Origin of the sequence: Vibrio sp. 10N.239.312.D08, from assembly GCF_041466145.1 — a bacterium.
Classification (GTDB): domain Bacteria; phylum Pseudomonadota; class Gammaproteobacteria; order Enterobacterales; family Vibrionaceae; genus Vibrio; species Vibrio crassostreae_C.
In genome coordinates, this window is the sequence record NZ_JBFSSD010000034.1 from 1 (window position 1) to 17318 (window position 17318).

The following is a 17318-nucleotide window of genomic DNA, read 5'->3' on the forward strand; positions in this document are numbered from 1 at the left end:
GTAGAGGACTTTCACCTCCTAGATCAACGCCATGCTCGGCGCACCATAAAAAAGCACCATCCAAAGGATAGTGCTTTAAAATGATTTTAGTTTTTTGAGACGAAGCTATTTGGCTTTAGTTCAAGGAAGGGGCGCGGAGCATACGAATGTATGTGAGCACCTCTGACACAGAAATTAAGCCAAAGAGCGAAGTATCAAAGAGACTAAACGTCTAGGTTTGCTACTTTCAGTGCATTCTCTTCGATGAAGTTACGACGAGGTTCAACTTGGTCACCCATTAGCGTCGTAAACAACAAATCAGCACCAACAGCGTCTTCAATTGTTACTTGCATCATACGGCGAGTTTCAGGATCCATCGTGGTTTCCCAAAGTTGATCAGGGTTCATCTCACCTAGACCTTTGTATCGCTGTAGGCTTAGACCACGACGAGACTCTTTCACTAACCAGTTCAGAGCATCAACGAAGCTAGAAACTTCTTGAGTACGCTCACCACGCTTAATGTAAGCGCCTTCTTCAATCAAGCCATCAAGAGCTTCAGAAAGATCCGCTAGCTTACCAAACTCTTTAGAGTTAATAAGATCGATGCTTAGTAGGTGTTCATGAGTCACACCATGAGTACGAACCACAATCTTAGGAACGCTTAAGCCTAGCTCTTCGTGTTTTTCAACTTCAAGGCTGTATTGGCTTGCACCTACTTCTTTCGCGTTTAGCTGTTCAACAAGCTGCTTACCCCAAGCTTCAACTGCCGCGTCATCATGACACTGCTCGGCCGTTAGACGAGGAACGTAAATCAGTTCGTGAACCAATGCGCGTGGGTAACGGCGGCTCATACGATCAACAAGCTTGATGCCTGCATTGTATTGCTGAACAAGCTTCTCTAAACCTTCACCTGCAAATGCTGGCGCTTCAGGGTTTACGTGCAGTTCTGCGTTGTCTAAAGCCAAAGATACTTGATACTGGTTCATCGCATCTTCATCTTTAATGTACTGCTCTTGCTTACCTTTCTTCACTTTGTAAAGTGGCGGTTGAGCAATGTAGATGTAGCCACGTTCAATCAGCTCTGGCATTTGACGGTAGAAGAACGTCAGTAGCAGGGTACGGATGTGAGAACCATCGACATCGGCATCGGTCATGATGATGATGTTGTGGTAACGCAGTTTATCTGGGTTGTATTCGTCACGACCAATACCACAACCAAGAGCGGTGATTAGCGTTGCTACTTCTTGAGAAGACAGCATTTTATCGAAACGTGCTTTCTCTACGTTAAGGATTTTACCTTTCAGCGGTAGGATTGCTTGGTTCTTACGGTTACGCCCCTGCTTAGCTGAACCGCCAGCAGAGTCTCCTTCCACAATATATAGTTCAGACAGTGCAGGATCTTTTTCCTGACAGTCAGCAAGCTTACCAGGAAGACCCGCTAAATCTAATGCGCCTTTACGACGAGTCATTTCACGAGCTTTACGCGCTGCATCACGAGCACGTGCTGCATCAATAATTTTAGAACAAACTGTTTTCGCTTCACCTGGGTTCTCAATAAGGAACTCAGACAACTTCTCACCCATTGTAGATTCAACGGCAGACTTCACTTCTGAAGAAACCAGCTTATCTTTAGTTTGGCTTGAGAACTTAGGATCAGGCACTTTAACAGAAACAATCGCCGTCAGACCTTCACGAGCATCATCACCAGAGGTCGCAGTCTTCGCTTTCTTAGAGAAGCCTTCCTTGTCCATGAAGCTGTTCAGAGTACGCGTTAGCGCCGCACGGAAACCTGCTAAGTGAGCACCACCATCGCGTTGAGGGATGTTGTTGGTGAAACAGTAGATGTTTTCTTGGTAGCCGTCATTCCACTGCATCGCAACTTCAACGGTAATACCGTCTTCGCGCTCAGAGTTAAAGTGGAAGATTTTTTGGATGATTGGCGTTTTGTTAGTATTAAGGTGTTCAACAAACGCTTGGATACCGCCTTCGTATTCGAAGTGATCCATTTTGTCTTCTTCGCGCTCGTCAATTAGCTTAATTGATACACCTGAGTTCAAGAATGATAGCTCACGTAGACGCTTAGCTAAAATGTCGTAATGGAACTCGATGTTAGTGAAGGTTTCTTCACTCGGCCAGAAACGAATCTCTGTACCTGTTTTATCCGTGTCACCGATAACCGCTAGTGGCGCTTGAGGCTCACCGTGGCTGTAGGTTTGAGTGTGGATTTTGCCACCGCGGTGGATAGTAAGAGTAACTTGCTTAGAAAGTGCGTTAACTACTGAAACACCAACACCGTGCAGACCACCAGATACCTTGTACGAGTTATCATCGAACTTACCACCAGCGTGAAGAACCGTCATGATTACTTCGGCTGCAGATACGTTTTCTTCTGGGTGCAATTCTGTTGGAATACCACGGCCGTCATCGCTCACAGACACAGAACTATCTTCATGGATAGTTACAATGATGTCATTACAGTGACCAGCTAGCGCTTCATCAATAGAGTTATCTACCACCTCAAAAACCATGTGGTGCAGACCGGTACCATCATCCGTGTCGCCAATGTACATTCCAGGACGCTTACGTACCGCATCCAGACCCTTCAGTACTTTAATACTCGATGAATCGTAATTATCTGACATAGTTACTCTCTGACTAATTATCCTTGCTCTATTTTGCCATGTTCCACATGAAACATCCTGCTATTTTCGTCATGCATATCTGCAATCTGATCAGCGGTAATAGAGCTTACAAAAACTTGAGCCTGGGTCGCCTTTAAACACTCAGCAAGACGTGCTCGGCGTTGGCTATCTAATTCGGAAGCGAAGTCATCTATCAAATAGATGCACTGCTTACCTGTCATTTGAGTGAGGTGTTGCCCTTGTGCTACTCGTAGCGCGCACACCATCAACTTCAATTGACCTCGTGACAAGACATCTTCCACTGGAGTGCCGTTCACTTTTATCTTCAGATCCGCTTTGTTTGGCCCACTAAAGGTGTAACCAAGCTGCTGATCCCTTTCAAAATTCTTTTCTAATATATCGGCGTACGGGGTGTCTTTGTCCCAGCCACGATAGTAGTTAATCTTTATCTCAAACTCAGGAAGGAAGGTCGCACAGATTTCTTCGGCGACTTCTTTGAGCTGATCAACGTAGGTGGCACGCCACTGACTGATGCTTTCTGCTAAACGGGCCAATTCTTGGTCCCAATAGCTCAGCTCTCGATAGTGCGTTGCCGTTTTCAATAAGGCGTTTCGCTGCTTATTGAGGCGCTTTACCCTGCCCCACGCATCATAAAAGCCCGACTCACTGTGGAAGACTCCCCAATCAATGAATGCTCGGCGATGCTTAGGTCCATCGGTTAGTAAATCAAACCCTTCAGGGTGAATCAACTGCAAAGGTAAGACTTGAGCTAACTGAGCCAACTTTTGCCCAGTTTGACCGCTTATTTTAACCTCTGTCGTGCCATCGCGCTGCTTATTAATGCCAATTGGCAGCTCAAATTGATCCGAGGTCATAAAACGGCCATGTACAAACAGCTCACTACACTCGTTTTGTATGATACGACCGGTAAGTGAACTCTTGAATGAGCGACCATGTCCGAGCAGATACACCGCTTCAAGGACACTGGTTTTGCCGCTTCCGTTAGCCCCTATAAGAAAGTTAAAGCCTGATGACGGTTGAATGTCACAGGCTTCAATATTTCTAAACTGCTTAACGATTAAGCGCGATAAAGGCATAACGTCTTCATATTAATCTTCAATCACGACTCGGTAGGTCAACATAGGGCTGCTTATAAGCGAATTGGCATAACAACGTACATCGCGCTGTCATCTTGTGCGTTCTCGATAAGAGCACTCGCATTGGCGTCTGACATTGAGATGCGAACCTGTTCACAACGCAGTGTGTTCAGAACATCCAATACGTAGCTTACGTTGAAGCCAATCTCTAGCGCGTCACCGTCGAAGTTAACATCGAGTACTTCTTCTGCTTCTTCTTGCTCTGGGTTGTTCGCGGTAATGCGCATCTCGCTATCCGCAAGGTTAACGCGAACACCACGGAATTTTTCATTCGATAGAATCGCAGCACGAGAAAATGCTGAACGTAATTCATCACAGCCAGCTTCAAGTGTCTTGGTGGTATTTTGCGGCATTACGCGGCGATAATCAGGGAAACGACCATCAACCAGCTTAGAAGTGAAGACATAGTTGTTCACTTCAGCTCGCACGTTAGAGTTACCAATTTGCAGTGTTACTGGCTGTTCAGGTGCATCCAATAGCTTCACTAACTCTTGAACACCTTTACGAGGAACAATGATCTGCTTCTGAGCAAAATCCGCACCCAGTTGTGCTTGAGATACTGCCATACGGTGACCATCGGTCGCTACGCTGCGCAGGATAGAGCCTTCAATCTCAAACAACATACCGTTGAGGTAGTAACGAACATCTTGGTTCGCCATTGAGAATTGTGTTTTCTCGATAAGACCGCGAAGTTCAGCTTGTGTCACTGACACTTCAACTTCACTGCTCCAGTCTTCAATATTTGGAAAATCTGCCGCAGGTAATGTTGCTAAAGAGAAGCGGCTACGACCAGAGCGAACCTGAATACGGTCACCATCCAATACCACCGTGATCACTGAGTTATCTGGCAATCCACGGCAGATATCTAGGAATTTACGTGAAGGTACGGTAATGCTACCCGCTTCGAAATCACCTTCAAGCGTTACACGGCTGATCAGTTCAACTTCTAGATCCGTCGCTGTCATCGACAACACGTTATCTTCTACTTTAATCAGTAGGTTTCCTAGAATTGGAAGCGTTGGCCTGCCACCGAGTGCGCCAGATACTTGTTGTAATGGCTTAATCAGGTGACTACGTTCAATGGTAAATTTCATATCTTGCTCTTACGGTCTAAATGGCACTGCGTAATAGTACGTGGCCAAGATTCTGCTTATTAAGGTTAAGAATACTGTGTATTAAGAAGAAAGGGTACGAATCAAGTTCGAATAATCTTCTTTAATGTCGTGGCTCTCTTCACGCAGCTGAGCAATCTTACGACAAGCATGCAGTACCGTCGTGTGGTCACGACCACCGAATGCATCGCCAATCTCAGGCAAGCTGTGGTTTGTTAGCTCTTTCGCCAGTGCCATCGCCAATTGACGTGGACGAGCAACAGAACGAGAACGACGCTTAGACAATAGATCAGCGACTTTGATTTTGTAGTACTCGGCTACTGTCTTTTGAATGTTATCAATAGTGACCAGTTTTTCTTGCAGTGCAAGTAGGTCACGCAGTGCTTCACGCACGAAGTCGATCGTGATCGGGCGGCCAGTGAAGTTTGCATTCGCAATAACACGGTTCAATGCGCCTTCCAGTTCACGAACGTTAGAGCGTAGACGCTTGGCAATAAAGAACGCCACTTCATCCGCAAGGTGAATTTGGTGGTCTTCGGCTTTCTTCATCAAGATCGCAACACGTGTCTCAAGCTCTGGTGGCTCAATCGCTACCGTCAAACCCCAGCCGAAACGAGATTTAAGACGATCTTCTACCCCGTTGATCTCTTTTGGATAACGGTCAGACGTTAGGATGATCTGTTGATTGCCTTCAAGCAGCGCGTTAAAGGTATGGAAGAACTCTTCTTGAGAACGCTCTTTATTAGCAAAGAATTGGATGTCATCGATAAGCAATGCATCAACACTACGGTAGTAGCGCTTAAATTCTTCGATCGCGTTGTTTTGCAGAGCCTTTACCATATCCTGAACAAAACGCTCTGAGTGCATGTAAACCACTTTCGCATTCGGCTTATTATCAACAATGGCGTTACCCACCGCATGCAACAAGTGCGTTTTACCTAAACCAGTGCCGCCGTATAGGAACAACGGGTTGTAGGCTGTACCTGGGTTATCAGAAACCTGACGTGCCGCAGCCAAACCGAGTTGGTTCGACTTACCTTCAACAAAGTTATTGAACTTATGTTTTGGGTTCACGTTTGAGCGGTGATTCAAGTCAACCGCGACAGGCTCTTCATCACGCCAGATATTATGGACAGGTTTGCGAGCTTGTAATTGCGCAGGTGCTGATGACTCAGCGGCCACATCAGCTGCAGTGCGAGTCTGAGTTGGTGTCGGTGTCGCAGGCTTTGGTGCAATCACACGCTTGCTTCCCACTTCAAAATGAAGATGTGGGATATCGTTACCGCAATATTCTTGCAGCAGACGGTTAATGCTATTTAGATACTTATCACGAACCCAATCGAGTACGAAACGGTTCGGTGCAAATAGAGTTAGAGTATTGTCATTGAGTTCCGCTTGTAACGGACGAACCCACATACTGAATTCTGTAGCTGGTAACTCTTCTTGAAGCTGTTGCAAACACTGCAACCAAAGCGAAGATGACACGGTGCCCTCACTCTATTTAAAGTAATATGAAATGACCGCTAATTTTACCTGTTGATAAGTCAGATCACCAGCAATTGATCACAGATCCAGTGAATAAGATCCAAGTTATTCACAATAAATTTGTAATTTATCGGTGGATCCACACATCTTGCCCCTAATTTACTCACACAATGATCCACTTATGCCCGGATCCTTGCTAGTTATCCCCAAATCGGGAATTCAATCTGGTTATGGTTAATAACATCTGGTTATTTATTCTAGTGAGCATTTTCCCAGTAACATCCAAACCCATAAATATAAGGAGTTACCAAATGAATAACTGGATTAAGGCTGCAATTGCGGCTATCGCACTCTCTGCTGCTACTGTTCAAGCTGCGACTGAAGTTAAAGTCGGCATGTCTGGTCGCTATTTCCCGTTTACGTTCGTTAAACAAGACCAGCTACAGGGTTTTGAAGTGGATTTATGGGATGAGATCGGTAAGCGTAACGATTACAAGGTTGAATACGTAACGGCAAACTTCTCTGGTCTGTTTGGTCTTCTTGAAACGGGTCGCATCGATACCATTTCAAACCAAATTACAATGACGGATGCACGTAAAGCGAAATACCTATTCGCAGACCCATACGTAGTAGACGGCGCACAAATTACCGTTCGTAAAGGTAATGACAGCATTAAAGGCATCGAAGACCTTGATGGCAAGACGGTTGCGGTAAACCTAGGCTCAAACTTTGAACAACTGCTTCGCAGCTACGACAAAGATGGCAAGATCAATGTAAAAACCTACGATACAGGTATTGAACATGACGTGGCACTGGGTCGTGCCGATGCATTCGTAATGGATCGCCTATCAGCACTAGAGCTTATCAAGAAGACTGGTCTACCATTACAACTAGCAGGTCAGCCATTCGAAACAATTGAAAACGCTTGGCCTTTCGTCGACAACGATAACGGCAAAAAACTGCAAGCAGAAGTAAATGAAGCATTAGCAGCAATGCGCGCAGATGGTACGCTAGAAAGTATCTCTCAGAAATGGTTTGGTGCGGACATTACTCAGAAGTAATTACTCACTTTCTCCATTCAAGGCCCACTGCTTTATACAGCGGTGGGCTTTTTGCTTTTGTGCACTGATTAAAAAACCTGATACAACAGTACTTACATATAGAACAACACTGCCAATAAAAATACGAGATAGATTATGGGATTTGACTTTAATTACATGCTAGAGCTGTTGCCAATACTACTGAAGTATTTAGGCACCACGATGGAGATGGCGACCTGGGGCTTGTTCTTTGCTCTGATCCTGTCTCTGATACTGGCGAATATTCGTGTATTCAAAATCCCAGTGCTCGACCAACTGAGCCAGCTGTACATTAGCTTCTTCCGAGGCACACCACTGTTGGTGCAGCTGTTCCTCCTTTATTACGGCTTACCACAAGTCTTCCCGTGGATGGTTGGGTTGGATGCCTTCAGCGCCGCTGTGATTGGCTTAACCCTGCACTTTGCCGCGTATATGGCAGAAAGTATTCGTGCCGCGATTATCGGTATTGATCGCAGCCAGATGGAAGCCAGCCTTTCGGTCGGTATGACAACCAGCCAAGCGATGCGCCGAGTGATCTTACCGCAAGCAACTCGCGTGGCACTGCCGTCGTTGATGAACTACTTCATCGATATGATCAAGTCGACTTCACTTGCCTTCACCCTAGGTGTCGCCGAAATCATGGCTAAAGCTCAGATGGAGGCTTCTTCAAGTTTCCGCTTCTTCGAGGCTTTCTTAGCAGTCGCACTGATTTACTGGGGCGTGGTGGTTATCCTCACTCGTATTCAAATTTGGGCCGAAGTGAAACTGAATAAGGCGTATGTACGATGATCAAATTACAAAATATCCACAAGCAGTTTGGTGACACCGAAGTTTTGAAAGGGATCGACCTAGAAATCAAACAAGGTGAGATAATTGTCATCATAGGTTCAAGTGGTACGGGTAAATCTACCCTACTGCGTTGTGTGAATTTTCTAGAGCAAGCCGATCAAGGCACGATTTCGATTGATGATATCAAGGTTGATACTCAGAAACACACTAAGGCAGAGGTGCTTGCACTGCGTCGTAAGACCGGTTTTGTGTTCCAAAACTATGCACTGTTCGCTCACCAAACCGCGAGACAGAATATTGCTGAAGGTTTAATTACCGTTCGTGGTTGGAAAAAACAGCAAGCCCATGAAAAAGCACAACAAATACTTGATGATATTGGCTTAGGTGACAAAGGTGATAGCTACCCAGCCGCGCTCTCTGGTGGCCAGCAACAACGGGTGGGTATTGGCCGTGCAATGGCACTACAACCCGAGCTTTTACTGTTTGATGAGCCGACTTCAGCGCTCGATCCTGAGTGGGTTGGCGAAGTGCTTAACCTAATGAAAAAACTGGCAAATCAGCATCAAACCATGCTGGTGGTTACCCATGAAATGCAGTTCGCGAGAGAGGTCGCAGACCGAGTGATCTTCATGGCTGACGGTCATATTATCGAGCAGGGATCTCCACAGGATATTTTTGGTAATCCACAGGATCCTAAATTAAAAAAATTCTTAAATAAGGTTGGGATCGACTAAGGATCCTTGTGATTTTAGTTATTCTACGTATAATCCCCCGACCGGAATTTTAGTTAACCCAATCATTGACACTTTTTGTGACAGTGATTACAATTCCGCCTCTTTGTTGAGAGGCGTCGGTTTTCCTTTCTTATATAAAGAAGAGAAAAAATGCCCACGCCGGGTTTAACAAAAACCTAAAACTACTGATCAGTAAGGTAATTACAATGAAACGCACTTTTCAACCTACAGTTCTAAAGCGTAAGCGTACTCACGGTTTCCGTGCTCGCATGGCTACTAAGAACGGTCGCGCAACAATCAATGCACGTCGTGCAAAAGGCCGTAAGCGTCTTTCTAAGTAATCTTTGATTATTTTGAATAAGCTAGCCTTCGGTCGGGAGTTACGCTTGTTAACTCCCGAACATTATCAAAATGTCTTCAAGCAAGCTCATCGAGCTGGCTCCCCTCATTTCACCATCATTGCCCGAAATAACTCTCTTTCAAATCCTCGTCTTGGATTAGCCGTTCCGAAAAAGCAGATTAAAACCGCCGTGGGTCGTAACCGATTCAAGCGTCTTACTCGTGAAAGCTTTCGTAACACTCAACACAAACTTCCTAACAAAGATTTTGTTGTAATCGCTAAGAAGAGCGCGCAAGATTTAAGCAATGAAGAAATGTTCAAGCTACTCGACAAATTATGGCTTCGCCTGTCTCGCCCTTCGCGTGGATAGCGCTAATACCCATCTATTTTTATAGATGGTTTATTAGTCCACTCATCGGCCCACGCTGCCGATTTACTCCAACCTGCTCTTTATATGCGATAGAAGCGTTGAAAGCTCACGGTTTTGTAAAAGGGTGTTGGTTATCAGGCAAACGTCTATTAAAATGCCATCCTTTGAACGAAGGGGGCTTTGACCCCGTTCCACCAGTCCAAAAACAAGACAGAGATAAATAACGATGGATTCTCAACGTAATATCCTGTTAATCGCATTGGCTTTGGTTTCTTTCCTACTGTTCCAACAATGGAACGTAGCTCAGAATCCAGCACCACAAGCGGTTGAGCAGGCACAATCTGGCAGCACCCTACCAGCGCCATCTTATGCAGATGATCTAGACCCGGCTCCTGGTCAAGTTGCTTCTTCTGCTAAAACTATCACAGTAACAACTGATGTACTGACTCTGTCAATTGATACGGTTGGTGGTGATGTCGTTAAAGCAAACCTAAACGATTACTCTGCTGAGTTCGATTCTGAAGATACGTTTGTTCTTCTTAAAAACGAACCAGGTCACCAATTTATCGCACAAAGCGGTCTAGTGGGTCCTCAAGGTATCGATTTAAGCAGCACAAACCGCCCAAGCTACACAGTTTCAGCAGACAGCTTCACGCTTGCTGATGGTCAGGATGAACTACGCATCCCGATGACTTACCAAGCGAACGGCCTTGATTACACGAAAACATTCATCCTTAAGCGTGGCAGCTACGCAATGGATGTTGAATACGATGTAGTCAACAACTCTGGTAACAACGCGACATTCGGCATGTACGCTCACCTGCGTCAGAACGTAATGGATGACGGCGGTAGCCTAACAATGCCAACTTACCGTGGTGGTGCTTACTCTACGGAAGATACGCGTTACAAAAAATACAGCTTCGACGACATGCAAGATCGCAACCTGTCTCTTAACCTAGCAAACGGTCAAGGTTGGGCAGCGATGATTCAGCACTACTTTGCAAGTGCATGGATCCCACGCGACGAAGCAGGCAGCAACCTTTACACTCGTGTAATTGGTAACCTTGGCGACATCGGTGTTCGCATGCCGAACAAAACCATCGCTACTGGCGACGAAGCAAACTTCAAAGCAACGCTTTGGGTTGGTCCTAAACTTCAAGACCAAATGGCTGCTGTTGCACCTAACCTAGACCTAGTAGTTGACTACGGTTGGTTATGGTTCATTGCTAAACCACTTCATACTCTGCTTTCGTTCATTCAAGGCATCGTTGTGAACTGGGGTCTGGCAATCATCTGTCTAACTTTCATCGTTCGTGGTGCTATGTACCCACTAACGAAAGCTCAGTACACGTCTATGGCGAAAATGCGTATGCTTCAGCCTAAGCTGACTGCAATGCGTGAGCGTATCGGCGACGACCGTCAACGCATGAGCCAAGAAATGATGGAGCTTTACAAGAAAGAGAAAGTAAACCCACTAGGTGGCTGTTTACCTATCCTTCTGCAAATGCCTATCTTCATTTCGCTATACTGGGCACTAATGGAGTCTGTTGAACTGCGTCACTCACCGTTCTTCGGTTGGATTACTGACCTTTCAGCACAAGACCCATACTACATCTTGCCACTTCTGATGGGTGCTTCAATGTTCCTAATCCAGAAGATGAGCCCGACAACTGTAACGGATCCAATGCAGCAGAAGATCATGACCTTTATGCCGGTTATGTTCACATTCTTCTTCCTGTTCTTCCCTTCAGGTCTGGTTCTATACTGGCTAGTATCGAACATCGTAACTCTGATTCAGCAAACGCTTATCTACCGCGCGCTGGAAAAGAAAGGCTTACATTCTAAGTAAGTTCGATAATAGAAAGAGACAAAGAAAGGCGACCAAAAGGTCGCCTTTTTGTTTTTAGCTGATTACAATTCAGCTAATTGATTAATCGTGAGCGCCCCTTTTTGGCTTTCACATGCTAGCAGGCACAACTATGACTACAGATACGATTGTTGCTCAAGCGACTGCACCCGGCCGTGGCGGCGTCGGTATTATTCGCGTTTCAGGCCCACAAGCAGCCCAAGTTGCGCTTGAAGTTACCGGCAAAGTACTGAAACCACGTTACGCTGAGTACACCCCTTTTAAATCTCACGATGGTTTAGAGCTAGACCAAGGCATCGCGCTTTACTTTCCTAACCCGCACTCGTTTACCGGTGAAGACGTATTAGAGCTGCAAGGCCACGGTGGCCCTGTGGTAATGGATATGCTCATCAAGCGCATCCTCGCGATTCCAGGGCTACGCGCAGCACGCCCTGGTGAGTTCTCGGAGCGTGCCTTCTTGAACGACAAGATGGATTTAACCCAAGCAGAAGCGATTGCTGACCTCATTGATGCCAGTTCAGAAGAAGCGGCGAAATCAGCTCTGCAATCGTTGCAAGGTGAGTTCTCGAAACGCATTAATACGCTGGTGGACTCTCTGATTCACTTACGCATCTATGTTGAAGCCGCTATCGACTTCCCAGAAGAAGAGATTGATTTCCTTGCTGACGGTAAAGTAAGTGCTGACTTACAAGCTATCATCGACAACCTCGAAGCGGTTCGCCAAGAAGCCAATCAAGGTGCCATCATGCGTGAAGGTATGAAGGTGGTGATTGCAGGTCGTCCTAATGCCGGTAAGTCGAGCTTACTGAATGCATTATCGGGTAAAGACTCCGCGATTGTGACTGATATTGCAGGTACAACCCGTGATGTACTTCGTGAACATATCCATATTGATGGTATGCCACTGCACATTATTGATACCGCAGGCCTGCGTGAAGCCTCGGATGAAGTCGAAAAAATCGGTATTGAACGCGCTTGGGAAGAAATTGCTCAAGCCGATCGCGTTTTATTTATGGTCGATGGCACCACTACCGATGCAACCGACCCGAAAGATATCTGGCCAGATTTCGTTGATCGTCTGCCGAATAACATCGGAATGACCGTGATTCGTAACAAAGCCGATCAAACCGGTGAAGATCTCGGGATTTGCCATGTTAATGATCCAACTCTGATTCGACTATCAGCAAAGACGGGACAAGGCGTTGATGCACTACGTAATCACTTAAAAGATTGCATGGGCTTTGCTGGTGGCAATGAAGGTGGCTTCATGGCACGTCGTCGCCACTTAGATGCCCTAGAACGCGCATCTGAGCATCTAGATATTGGCCAGCAACAGCTCGAAGGCTATATGGCAGGGGAAATCTTGGCAGAAGAACTGCGTATAACGCAGCAACACCTTAACGAGATTACTGGTGAATTCAGTTCCGATGACCTACTCGGCCGTATCTTCACCTCTTTCTGTATTGGTAAATAACCTTTAAAGGCCGGCTCATGCTGGCCTTTTTCTTTAGTAAGGACAGCTTAATGATCCACATTATTACAGGCAGCACCTTAGGTGGTGCAGAGTACGTTGGCGATCACCTTAATGATCTTCTTGAAGAGCAAGGCCACGAGATCACCCTTCATAATCAGCCTGAATTCGATGATATTCCCCAACAAGGCTTTTGGTTGCTGGTGACTTCAACTCATGGTGCGGGTGAATTTCCAGATAATATTAAGCCGTTTATCGACGCATTGACCCAGCAATCTCCAGATTTAAGCCCGGTTCGCTTTGCTGTCGTGGCGCTTGGTGATTCGAGTTACGATACCTTCTGTTTGGCGGGAAAATCAGTCCACAGCCAGATGAAAGAGCTCGGTGCTCAGCCTATTTCTGACTGTTTTACCATCGATGTATTGGAAACTCCGGTACCAGAAGACGCAGCAGAAGCTTGGTTCAACGATCATAGCGACCAGTTTTAACCTCTCTCCTCTCTCAAAAAGCGGCTTATGCCGCTTTTTTGTCTCTGAACATCGTGATTGTGAATAACTTTTTTCAAAAACATCGAAAATTAGCGATCTATTTTCAATTTCTGCTGTGGATAAGATCATACATATACGGTGATTAACCTATAGTTATCCAAATAACAAGTTTTAGGCTAATTTCCTCCTGTGAATAAGTAGCCATTTTGATCCCAGCTAATCCTCATCCTGATCAAAGTTAGATCACATCATTTGATCCAAAAAAGATCCATGATCTCGTTGATCATTTCCGACTTATCCACAGACACCCTCGATCCTAATAATAGATCTAATAAAAGATCTCCTTAAAGATCTTATCTATATTAATTAAAAACAGCTTTTTCGAAAAATCCCAAAAACGTTTTCTCAGGCTATGAAAACAGGTAGAATATCGCTCCTTTTTATCAATCTAGAAAACGTTTGAATACCTGAGGTCGGTTCATGCTTTATCACGAAAAATTTGACGTCATCGTTGTTGGTGGTGGCCATGCAGGAACGGAAGCCGCACTCGCATCTGCACGTACTGGTCAAAGTACGTTATTACTTACTCATAATATCGATACACTAGGACAAATGTCTTGTAACCCAGCCATTGGCGGGATCGGTAAGGGCCACTTGGTAAAAGAGGTCGATGCAATGGGTGGATTAATGGCGCAAGCTATTGATCATGCAGGTATTCAGTTCAGAACATTGAACGCATCAAAAGGCCCTGCGGTTCGTGCTACTCGTGCACAAGCTGACCGCGCACTGTACAAAGCCTTTGTTCGTAACGTTCTTGAAAACACGCCAAACCTGACTTTGTTCCAACAGTCGGTTGATGACTTGATCGTTGAACAGGATCAAGTGGTAGGTGTGGTAACGCAGATGGGCCTTAAGTTCCGCGCAAGCGCTGTGGTTCTGACTGTGGGCACATTCCTAGGCGGCAAGATCCATATTGGTATGGAAAGTTCTTCAGGTGGCCGTGCTGGTGATCCACCATCGATCGCACTGGCTGACCGTCTTCGTGATCTTCCATTCCGAGTTGATCGCCTGAAAACAGGTACTCCTCCTCGTATCGATGCGCGTAGCGTTGATTTTTCTGAGCTTGAGGTGCAGCACGGTGATAACCCGACGCCTGTTTTCTCGTTCATGGGCAGCCGAGCTCAACAACCTCGTCAAATTCCATGTTACATCACGCATACCAATGAAAATACGCATGACGTAATTCGTGCCAACCTTGATCGCAGCCCTATGTACGCGGGTGTGATTGAAGGCATTGGCCCTCGTTACTGCCCTTCGATTGAAGACAAAGTAATGCGTTTTGCTGACAAGAATAGTCACCAAATTTTTATTGAGCCAGAAGGTCTAACGACTCACGAGCTATACCCGAATGGTATCTCTACCAGTCTGCCGTTTGATGTACAGGTTCAAATTGTTCGTTCGATGAAGGGCTTTGAAAATGCTCATATCGTTCGCCCTGGCTATGCGATTGAGTACGATTTCTTTGATCCTCGCGACCTTAAGCTGACTTACGAAACTAAGTTTATCAAAGGTCTATTCTTTGCGGGTCAAATCAACGGTACCACTGGCTATGAAGAAGCGGCTGCACAAGGCTTGATGGCCGGTCTGAATGCAAGTTTGTTTACTCAAGGCAAAGAAGGCTGGAGTCCACGTCGTGACCAAGCTTACATGGGCGTGCTTATCGACGACCTATCTACCATGGGTACCAAAGAACCTTACCGCATGTTTACGTCTCGCGCGGAATACCGTCTGCTGCTTCGTGAAGACAACGCCGATATCCGCTTGACTGAAAAGTCGCGTGAACTTGGCCTTGTTGATGACGCTCGTTGGGCTCGTTTCAACGAGAAGATGGAAAACATGGAGAAGGAGCGTCAACGTCTGAAAGAGACTTGGATTAATCCAAAATCTGAAGATATTGATCAACTGAACCAAATTCTGAAAACACCAATGTCTCGTGAAGCGAGCGGTGAAGATCTTCTTCGTCGCCCTGAAATGACTTATTCACAGTTAACCGCATTGGATCGTTTTGGTCCTGCACTGGAAGATCAACAAGCGTCTGAGCAAGTTGAGATCCAAGTGAAGTACGATGGTTACATTCAGCGTCAACAAGACGAAATTGAAAAATCACTGCGTCATGAAAACACCAAACTGCCTGCTGATATCGATTACAGCAAGGTAAAAGGACTTTCTAACGAAGTGGTTCTTAAACTAACGACAGCTAAGCCTGACTCAATTGGTATTGCTTCGCGAATTTCAGGTATCACACCTGCAGCAATCTCAATTCTGTTGGTTTACTTGAAAAAACACGGCCTGTTGAAAAAAGGTGAGGAAGCATAATGAGCGCATTACGCGAAAAACTGGATCACCTTATTGGCCAGACTGAACTTGAAGTATCTGAAAAGCAACGTGGCCAGTTGGTTGGCTACGTTGAGTTACTGAACAAGTGGAACAAAGCTTATAACCTAACATCAGTTCGTGACCCACAAGAAATGATGGTGAAACATATCTTAGATAGCATCATTGTTAGCACTCACTTACAAGGTAAGCGCTTTATCGATGTGGGTACGGGACCTGGTCTTCCTGGGATTCCGCTCTCAATCATGAATCCAGACTGCGAGTTTTACTTGCTAGACAGCCTAGGTAAGCGTATTCGTTTTATCAAACAGGTGATTCATGAGCTGGGTATCGACAACGTGGTACCGGTTCAAAGTCGCGTTGAAGAATTTCAACCAGAAGAAAAGTTTGATGCAGTGCTCAGTCGTGCATTTGCGTCAATGACAGACATGGTAGAGTGGTGTCACCATTTACCTAAAGAGCAATCCGGTGTATTTTTGGCTCTTAAGGGACAACATCCTAGAGACGAAATCGACCTGTTACCTGAATGGTGTTCAGTGACAGACATTAAAGCTTTGCAAGTGCCAGAGCTTGATGGAGAGCGTCATCTAGTTACTTTATCGCGTCAGGGATAATCAGCGAGGCCATAGTGGGTAGAATCGTAGCAATTGCCAACCAGAAGGGTGGCGTAGGAAAAACAACAACTTGCATTAATTTAGCAGCATCAATGGCGGCAACAAAACGCAAGATATTGGTTGTTGACCTCGATCCTCAAGGTAATGCCACTATGGCGAGCGGTGTCGATAAGTATCAAGTTGAAGCAACTGCTTACGATTTGCTGGTTGAAGACACCCCATTTGATGAGGTAGTTTGCCGAAGTGCATCTGGCAATTATGACCTCATCGCCGCAAACGGTGATGTGACTGCGGCAGAAATCAAGTTAATGGAAGTATTTGCTCGTGAAGTTCGTTTAAAAAACGCACTCGAATCCATTCGCGACAACTATGATTTCATCTTTATTGATTGCCCCCCTTCATTGAACCTTCTTACAATCAACGCGATGGCTGCGGCCGATTCCGTATTGGTTCCTATGCAATGTGAATATTTTGCTTTGGAAGGTTTGACTGCGTTGATGGATACCATCAGTAAGCTCGCTGCGGTAGTAAACGAGAATCTGAAGATCGAAGGTCTTCTTCGTACAATGTATGATCCTCGTAACCGCTTATCGAATGAAGTCTCTGATCAACTCAAAAAACACTTCGGTAGCAAAGTTTACCGAACTGTGATCCCTAGAAATGTGCGTCTGGCAGAAGCCCCGAGTCACGGCAAGCCAGCAATGTACTACGACAAATATTCCGCAGGAGCTAAGGCTTACCTTGCTCTTGCTGGCGAAATGTTGCGTCGTGAAGAAGTCCCAGTATAGGTCCAACCA

16 protein-coding genes are annotated in these 17318 nt (G+C 45.6%); 12 read left to right on the forward strand and 4 right to left on the reverse strand.

Features of this window, described 5'->3' with window-relative positions:
* Nucleotides 1–203: 203 nt before the first annotated feature.
* From gyrB to dnaA, 4 genes are all read right to left on the reverse strand, one after another.
* Nucleotides 204–2621, reverse strand: a complete 2418-nt coding sequence (gyrB, locus tag AB6D58_RS16935) for a DNA topoisomerase (ATP-hydrolyzing) subunit B (protein ID WP_017058811.1) — start codon at nucleotides 2619–2621, stop codon at nucleotides 204–206.
* Nucleotides 2622–2638: 17 nt separating this feature from the next.
* Nucleotides 2639–3718: a DNA replication/repair protein RecF gene (recF, locus tag AB6D58_RS16940; RefSeq protein ID WP_017058810.1), complete on the reverse strand. Its 1080-nt coding sequence runs from the start codon at nucleotides 3716–3718 to the stop codon at nucleotides 2639–2641.
* Between the two features lie 53 nt (nucleotides 3719–3771).
* Nucleotides 3772–4872, reverse strand: a complete 1101-nt coding sequence (gene dnaN / locus AB6D58_RS16945) for a DNA polymerase III subunit beta (RefSeq protein ID WP_017058809.1) — start codon at nucleotides 4870–4872, stop codon at nucleotides 3772–3774.
* An 81-nt stretch (nucleotides 4873–4953) separates the two neighbouring features.
* Nucleotides 4954–6375 (reverse strand): chromosomal replication initiator protein DnaA, encoded by a 1422-nt coding sequence (gene dnaA, locus AB6D58_RS16950; RefSeq protein WP_017058808.1) that lies wholly within the window; start codon nucleotides 6373–6375, stop codon nucleotides 4954–4956.
* A gap of 311 nt (nucleotides 6376–6686) precedes the next feature.
* Here dnaA and AB6D58_RS16955 point away from each other — a divergent pair, with 311 nt between their 5' ends.
* The 12 genes from AB6D58_RS16955 (at nucleotide 6687) to AB6D58_RS17010 (ending at nucleotide 17309) form a co-directional block, all read left to right on the forward strand.
* A complete protein-coding gene (locus AB6D58_RS16955) occupies nucleotides 6687–7436 on the forward strand; it encodes an amino acid ABC transporter substrate-binding protein (protein WP_009848135.1) in 750 nt (249 codons plus the stop codon).
* A gap of 135 nt (nucleotides 7437–7571) precedes the next feature.
* Nucleotides 7572–8243, forward strand: a complete 672-nt coding sequence (locus AB6D58_RS16960; protein WP_009848134.1) for an amino acid ABC transporter permease — start codon at nucleotides 7572–7574, stop codon at nucleotides 8241–8243.
* Nucleotides 8240–8977 (forward strand): amino acid ABC transporter ATP-binding protein, encoded by a 738-nt coding sequence (locus tag AB6D58_RS16965; RefSeq protein WP_017058807.1) that lies wholly within the window; start codon nucleotides 8240–8242, stop codon nucleotides 8975–8977. Before AB6D58_RS16960 ends, AB6D58_RS16965 begins: the two co-directional genes overlap by 4 nt.
* A 206-nt stretch (nucleotides 8978–9183) precedes the next feature.
* Entirely contained in the window at nucleotides 9184–9318 is a 135-nt protein-coding gene (gene rpmH, locus AB6D58_RS16970; RefSeq protein ID WP_004735800.1) for a 50S ribosomal protein L34, read from the forward strand.
* Nucleotides 9319–9363: 45 nt separating this feature from the next.
* Entirely contained in the window at nucleotides 9364–9687 is a 324-nt protein-coding gene (gene rnpA / locus AB6D58_RS16975) for a ribonuclease P protein component (protein ID WP_017055478.1), read from the forward strand.
* On the forward strand, nucleotides 9654–9911 hold the full coding sequence (yidD, locus tag AB6D58_RS16980; RefSeq protein WP_004735802.1) for a membrane protein insertion efficiency factor YidD: 258 nt from the start codon (nucleotides 9654–9656) through the stop codon (nucleotides 9909–9911). Before rnpA ends, yidD begins: the two co-directional genes overlap by 34 nt.
* A gap of 2 nt (nucleotides 9912–9913) precedes the next feature.
* Nucleotides 9914–11536, forward strand: coding sequence for a membrane protein insertase YidC (gene yidC, locus AB6D58_RS16985; protein WP_017058806.1), 1623 nt, complete (start codon nucleotides 9914–9916; stop codon nucleotides 11534–11536).
* A gap of 130 nt (nucleotides 11537–11666) precedes the next feature.
* Nucleotides 11667–13028 (forward strand): tRNA uridine-5-carboxymethylaminomethyl(34) synthesis GTPase MnmE, encoded by a 1362-nt coding sequence (mnmE, locus tag AB6D58_RS16990; RefSeq protein ID WP_029235098.1) that lies wholly within the window; start codon nucleotides 11667–11669, stop codon nucleotides 13026–13028.
* 50 nt (nucleotides 13029–13078) lie between these two features.
* Complete coding sequence (gene mioC / locus AB6D58_RS16995; RefSeq protein WP_017058804.1) at nucleotides 13079–13513, forward strand: FMN-binding protein MioC; 435 nt, start codon at nucleotides 13079–13081, stop codon at nucleotides 13511–13513.
* A gap of 480 nt (nucleotides 13514–13993) precedes the next feature.
* Nucleotides 13994–15889: a tRNA uridine-5-carboxymethylaminomethyl(34) synthesis enzyme MnmG gene (gene mnmG, locus AB6D58_RS17000; RefSeq protein ID WP_017058802.1), complete on the forward strand. Its 1896-nt coding sequence runs from the start codon at nucleotides 13994–13996 to the stop codon at nucleotides 15887–15889.
* Entirely contained in the window at nucleotides 15889–16521 is a 633-nt protein-coding gene (rsmG, locus tag AB6D58_RS17005) for a 16S rRNA (guanine(527)-N(7))-methyltransferase RsmG (RefSeq protein ID WP_017058801.1), read from the forward strand. Before mnmG ends, rsmG begins: the two co-directional genes overlap by 1 nt.
* Nucleotides 16522–16535: 14 nt before the next feature.
* Complete coding sequence (locus AB6D58_RS17010) at nucleotides 16536–17309, forward strand: ParA family protein (RefSeq protein WP_372157851.1); 774 nt, start codon at nucleotides 16536–16538, stop codon at nucleotides 17307–17309.
* Nucleotides 17310–17318 lie beyond the last annotated feature (9 nt).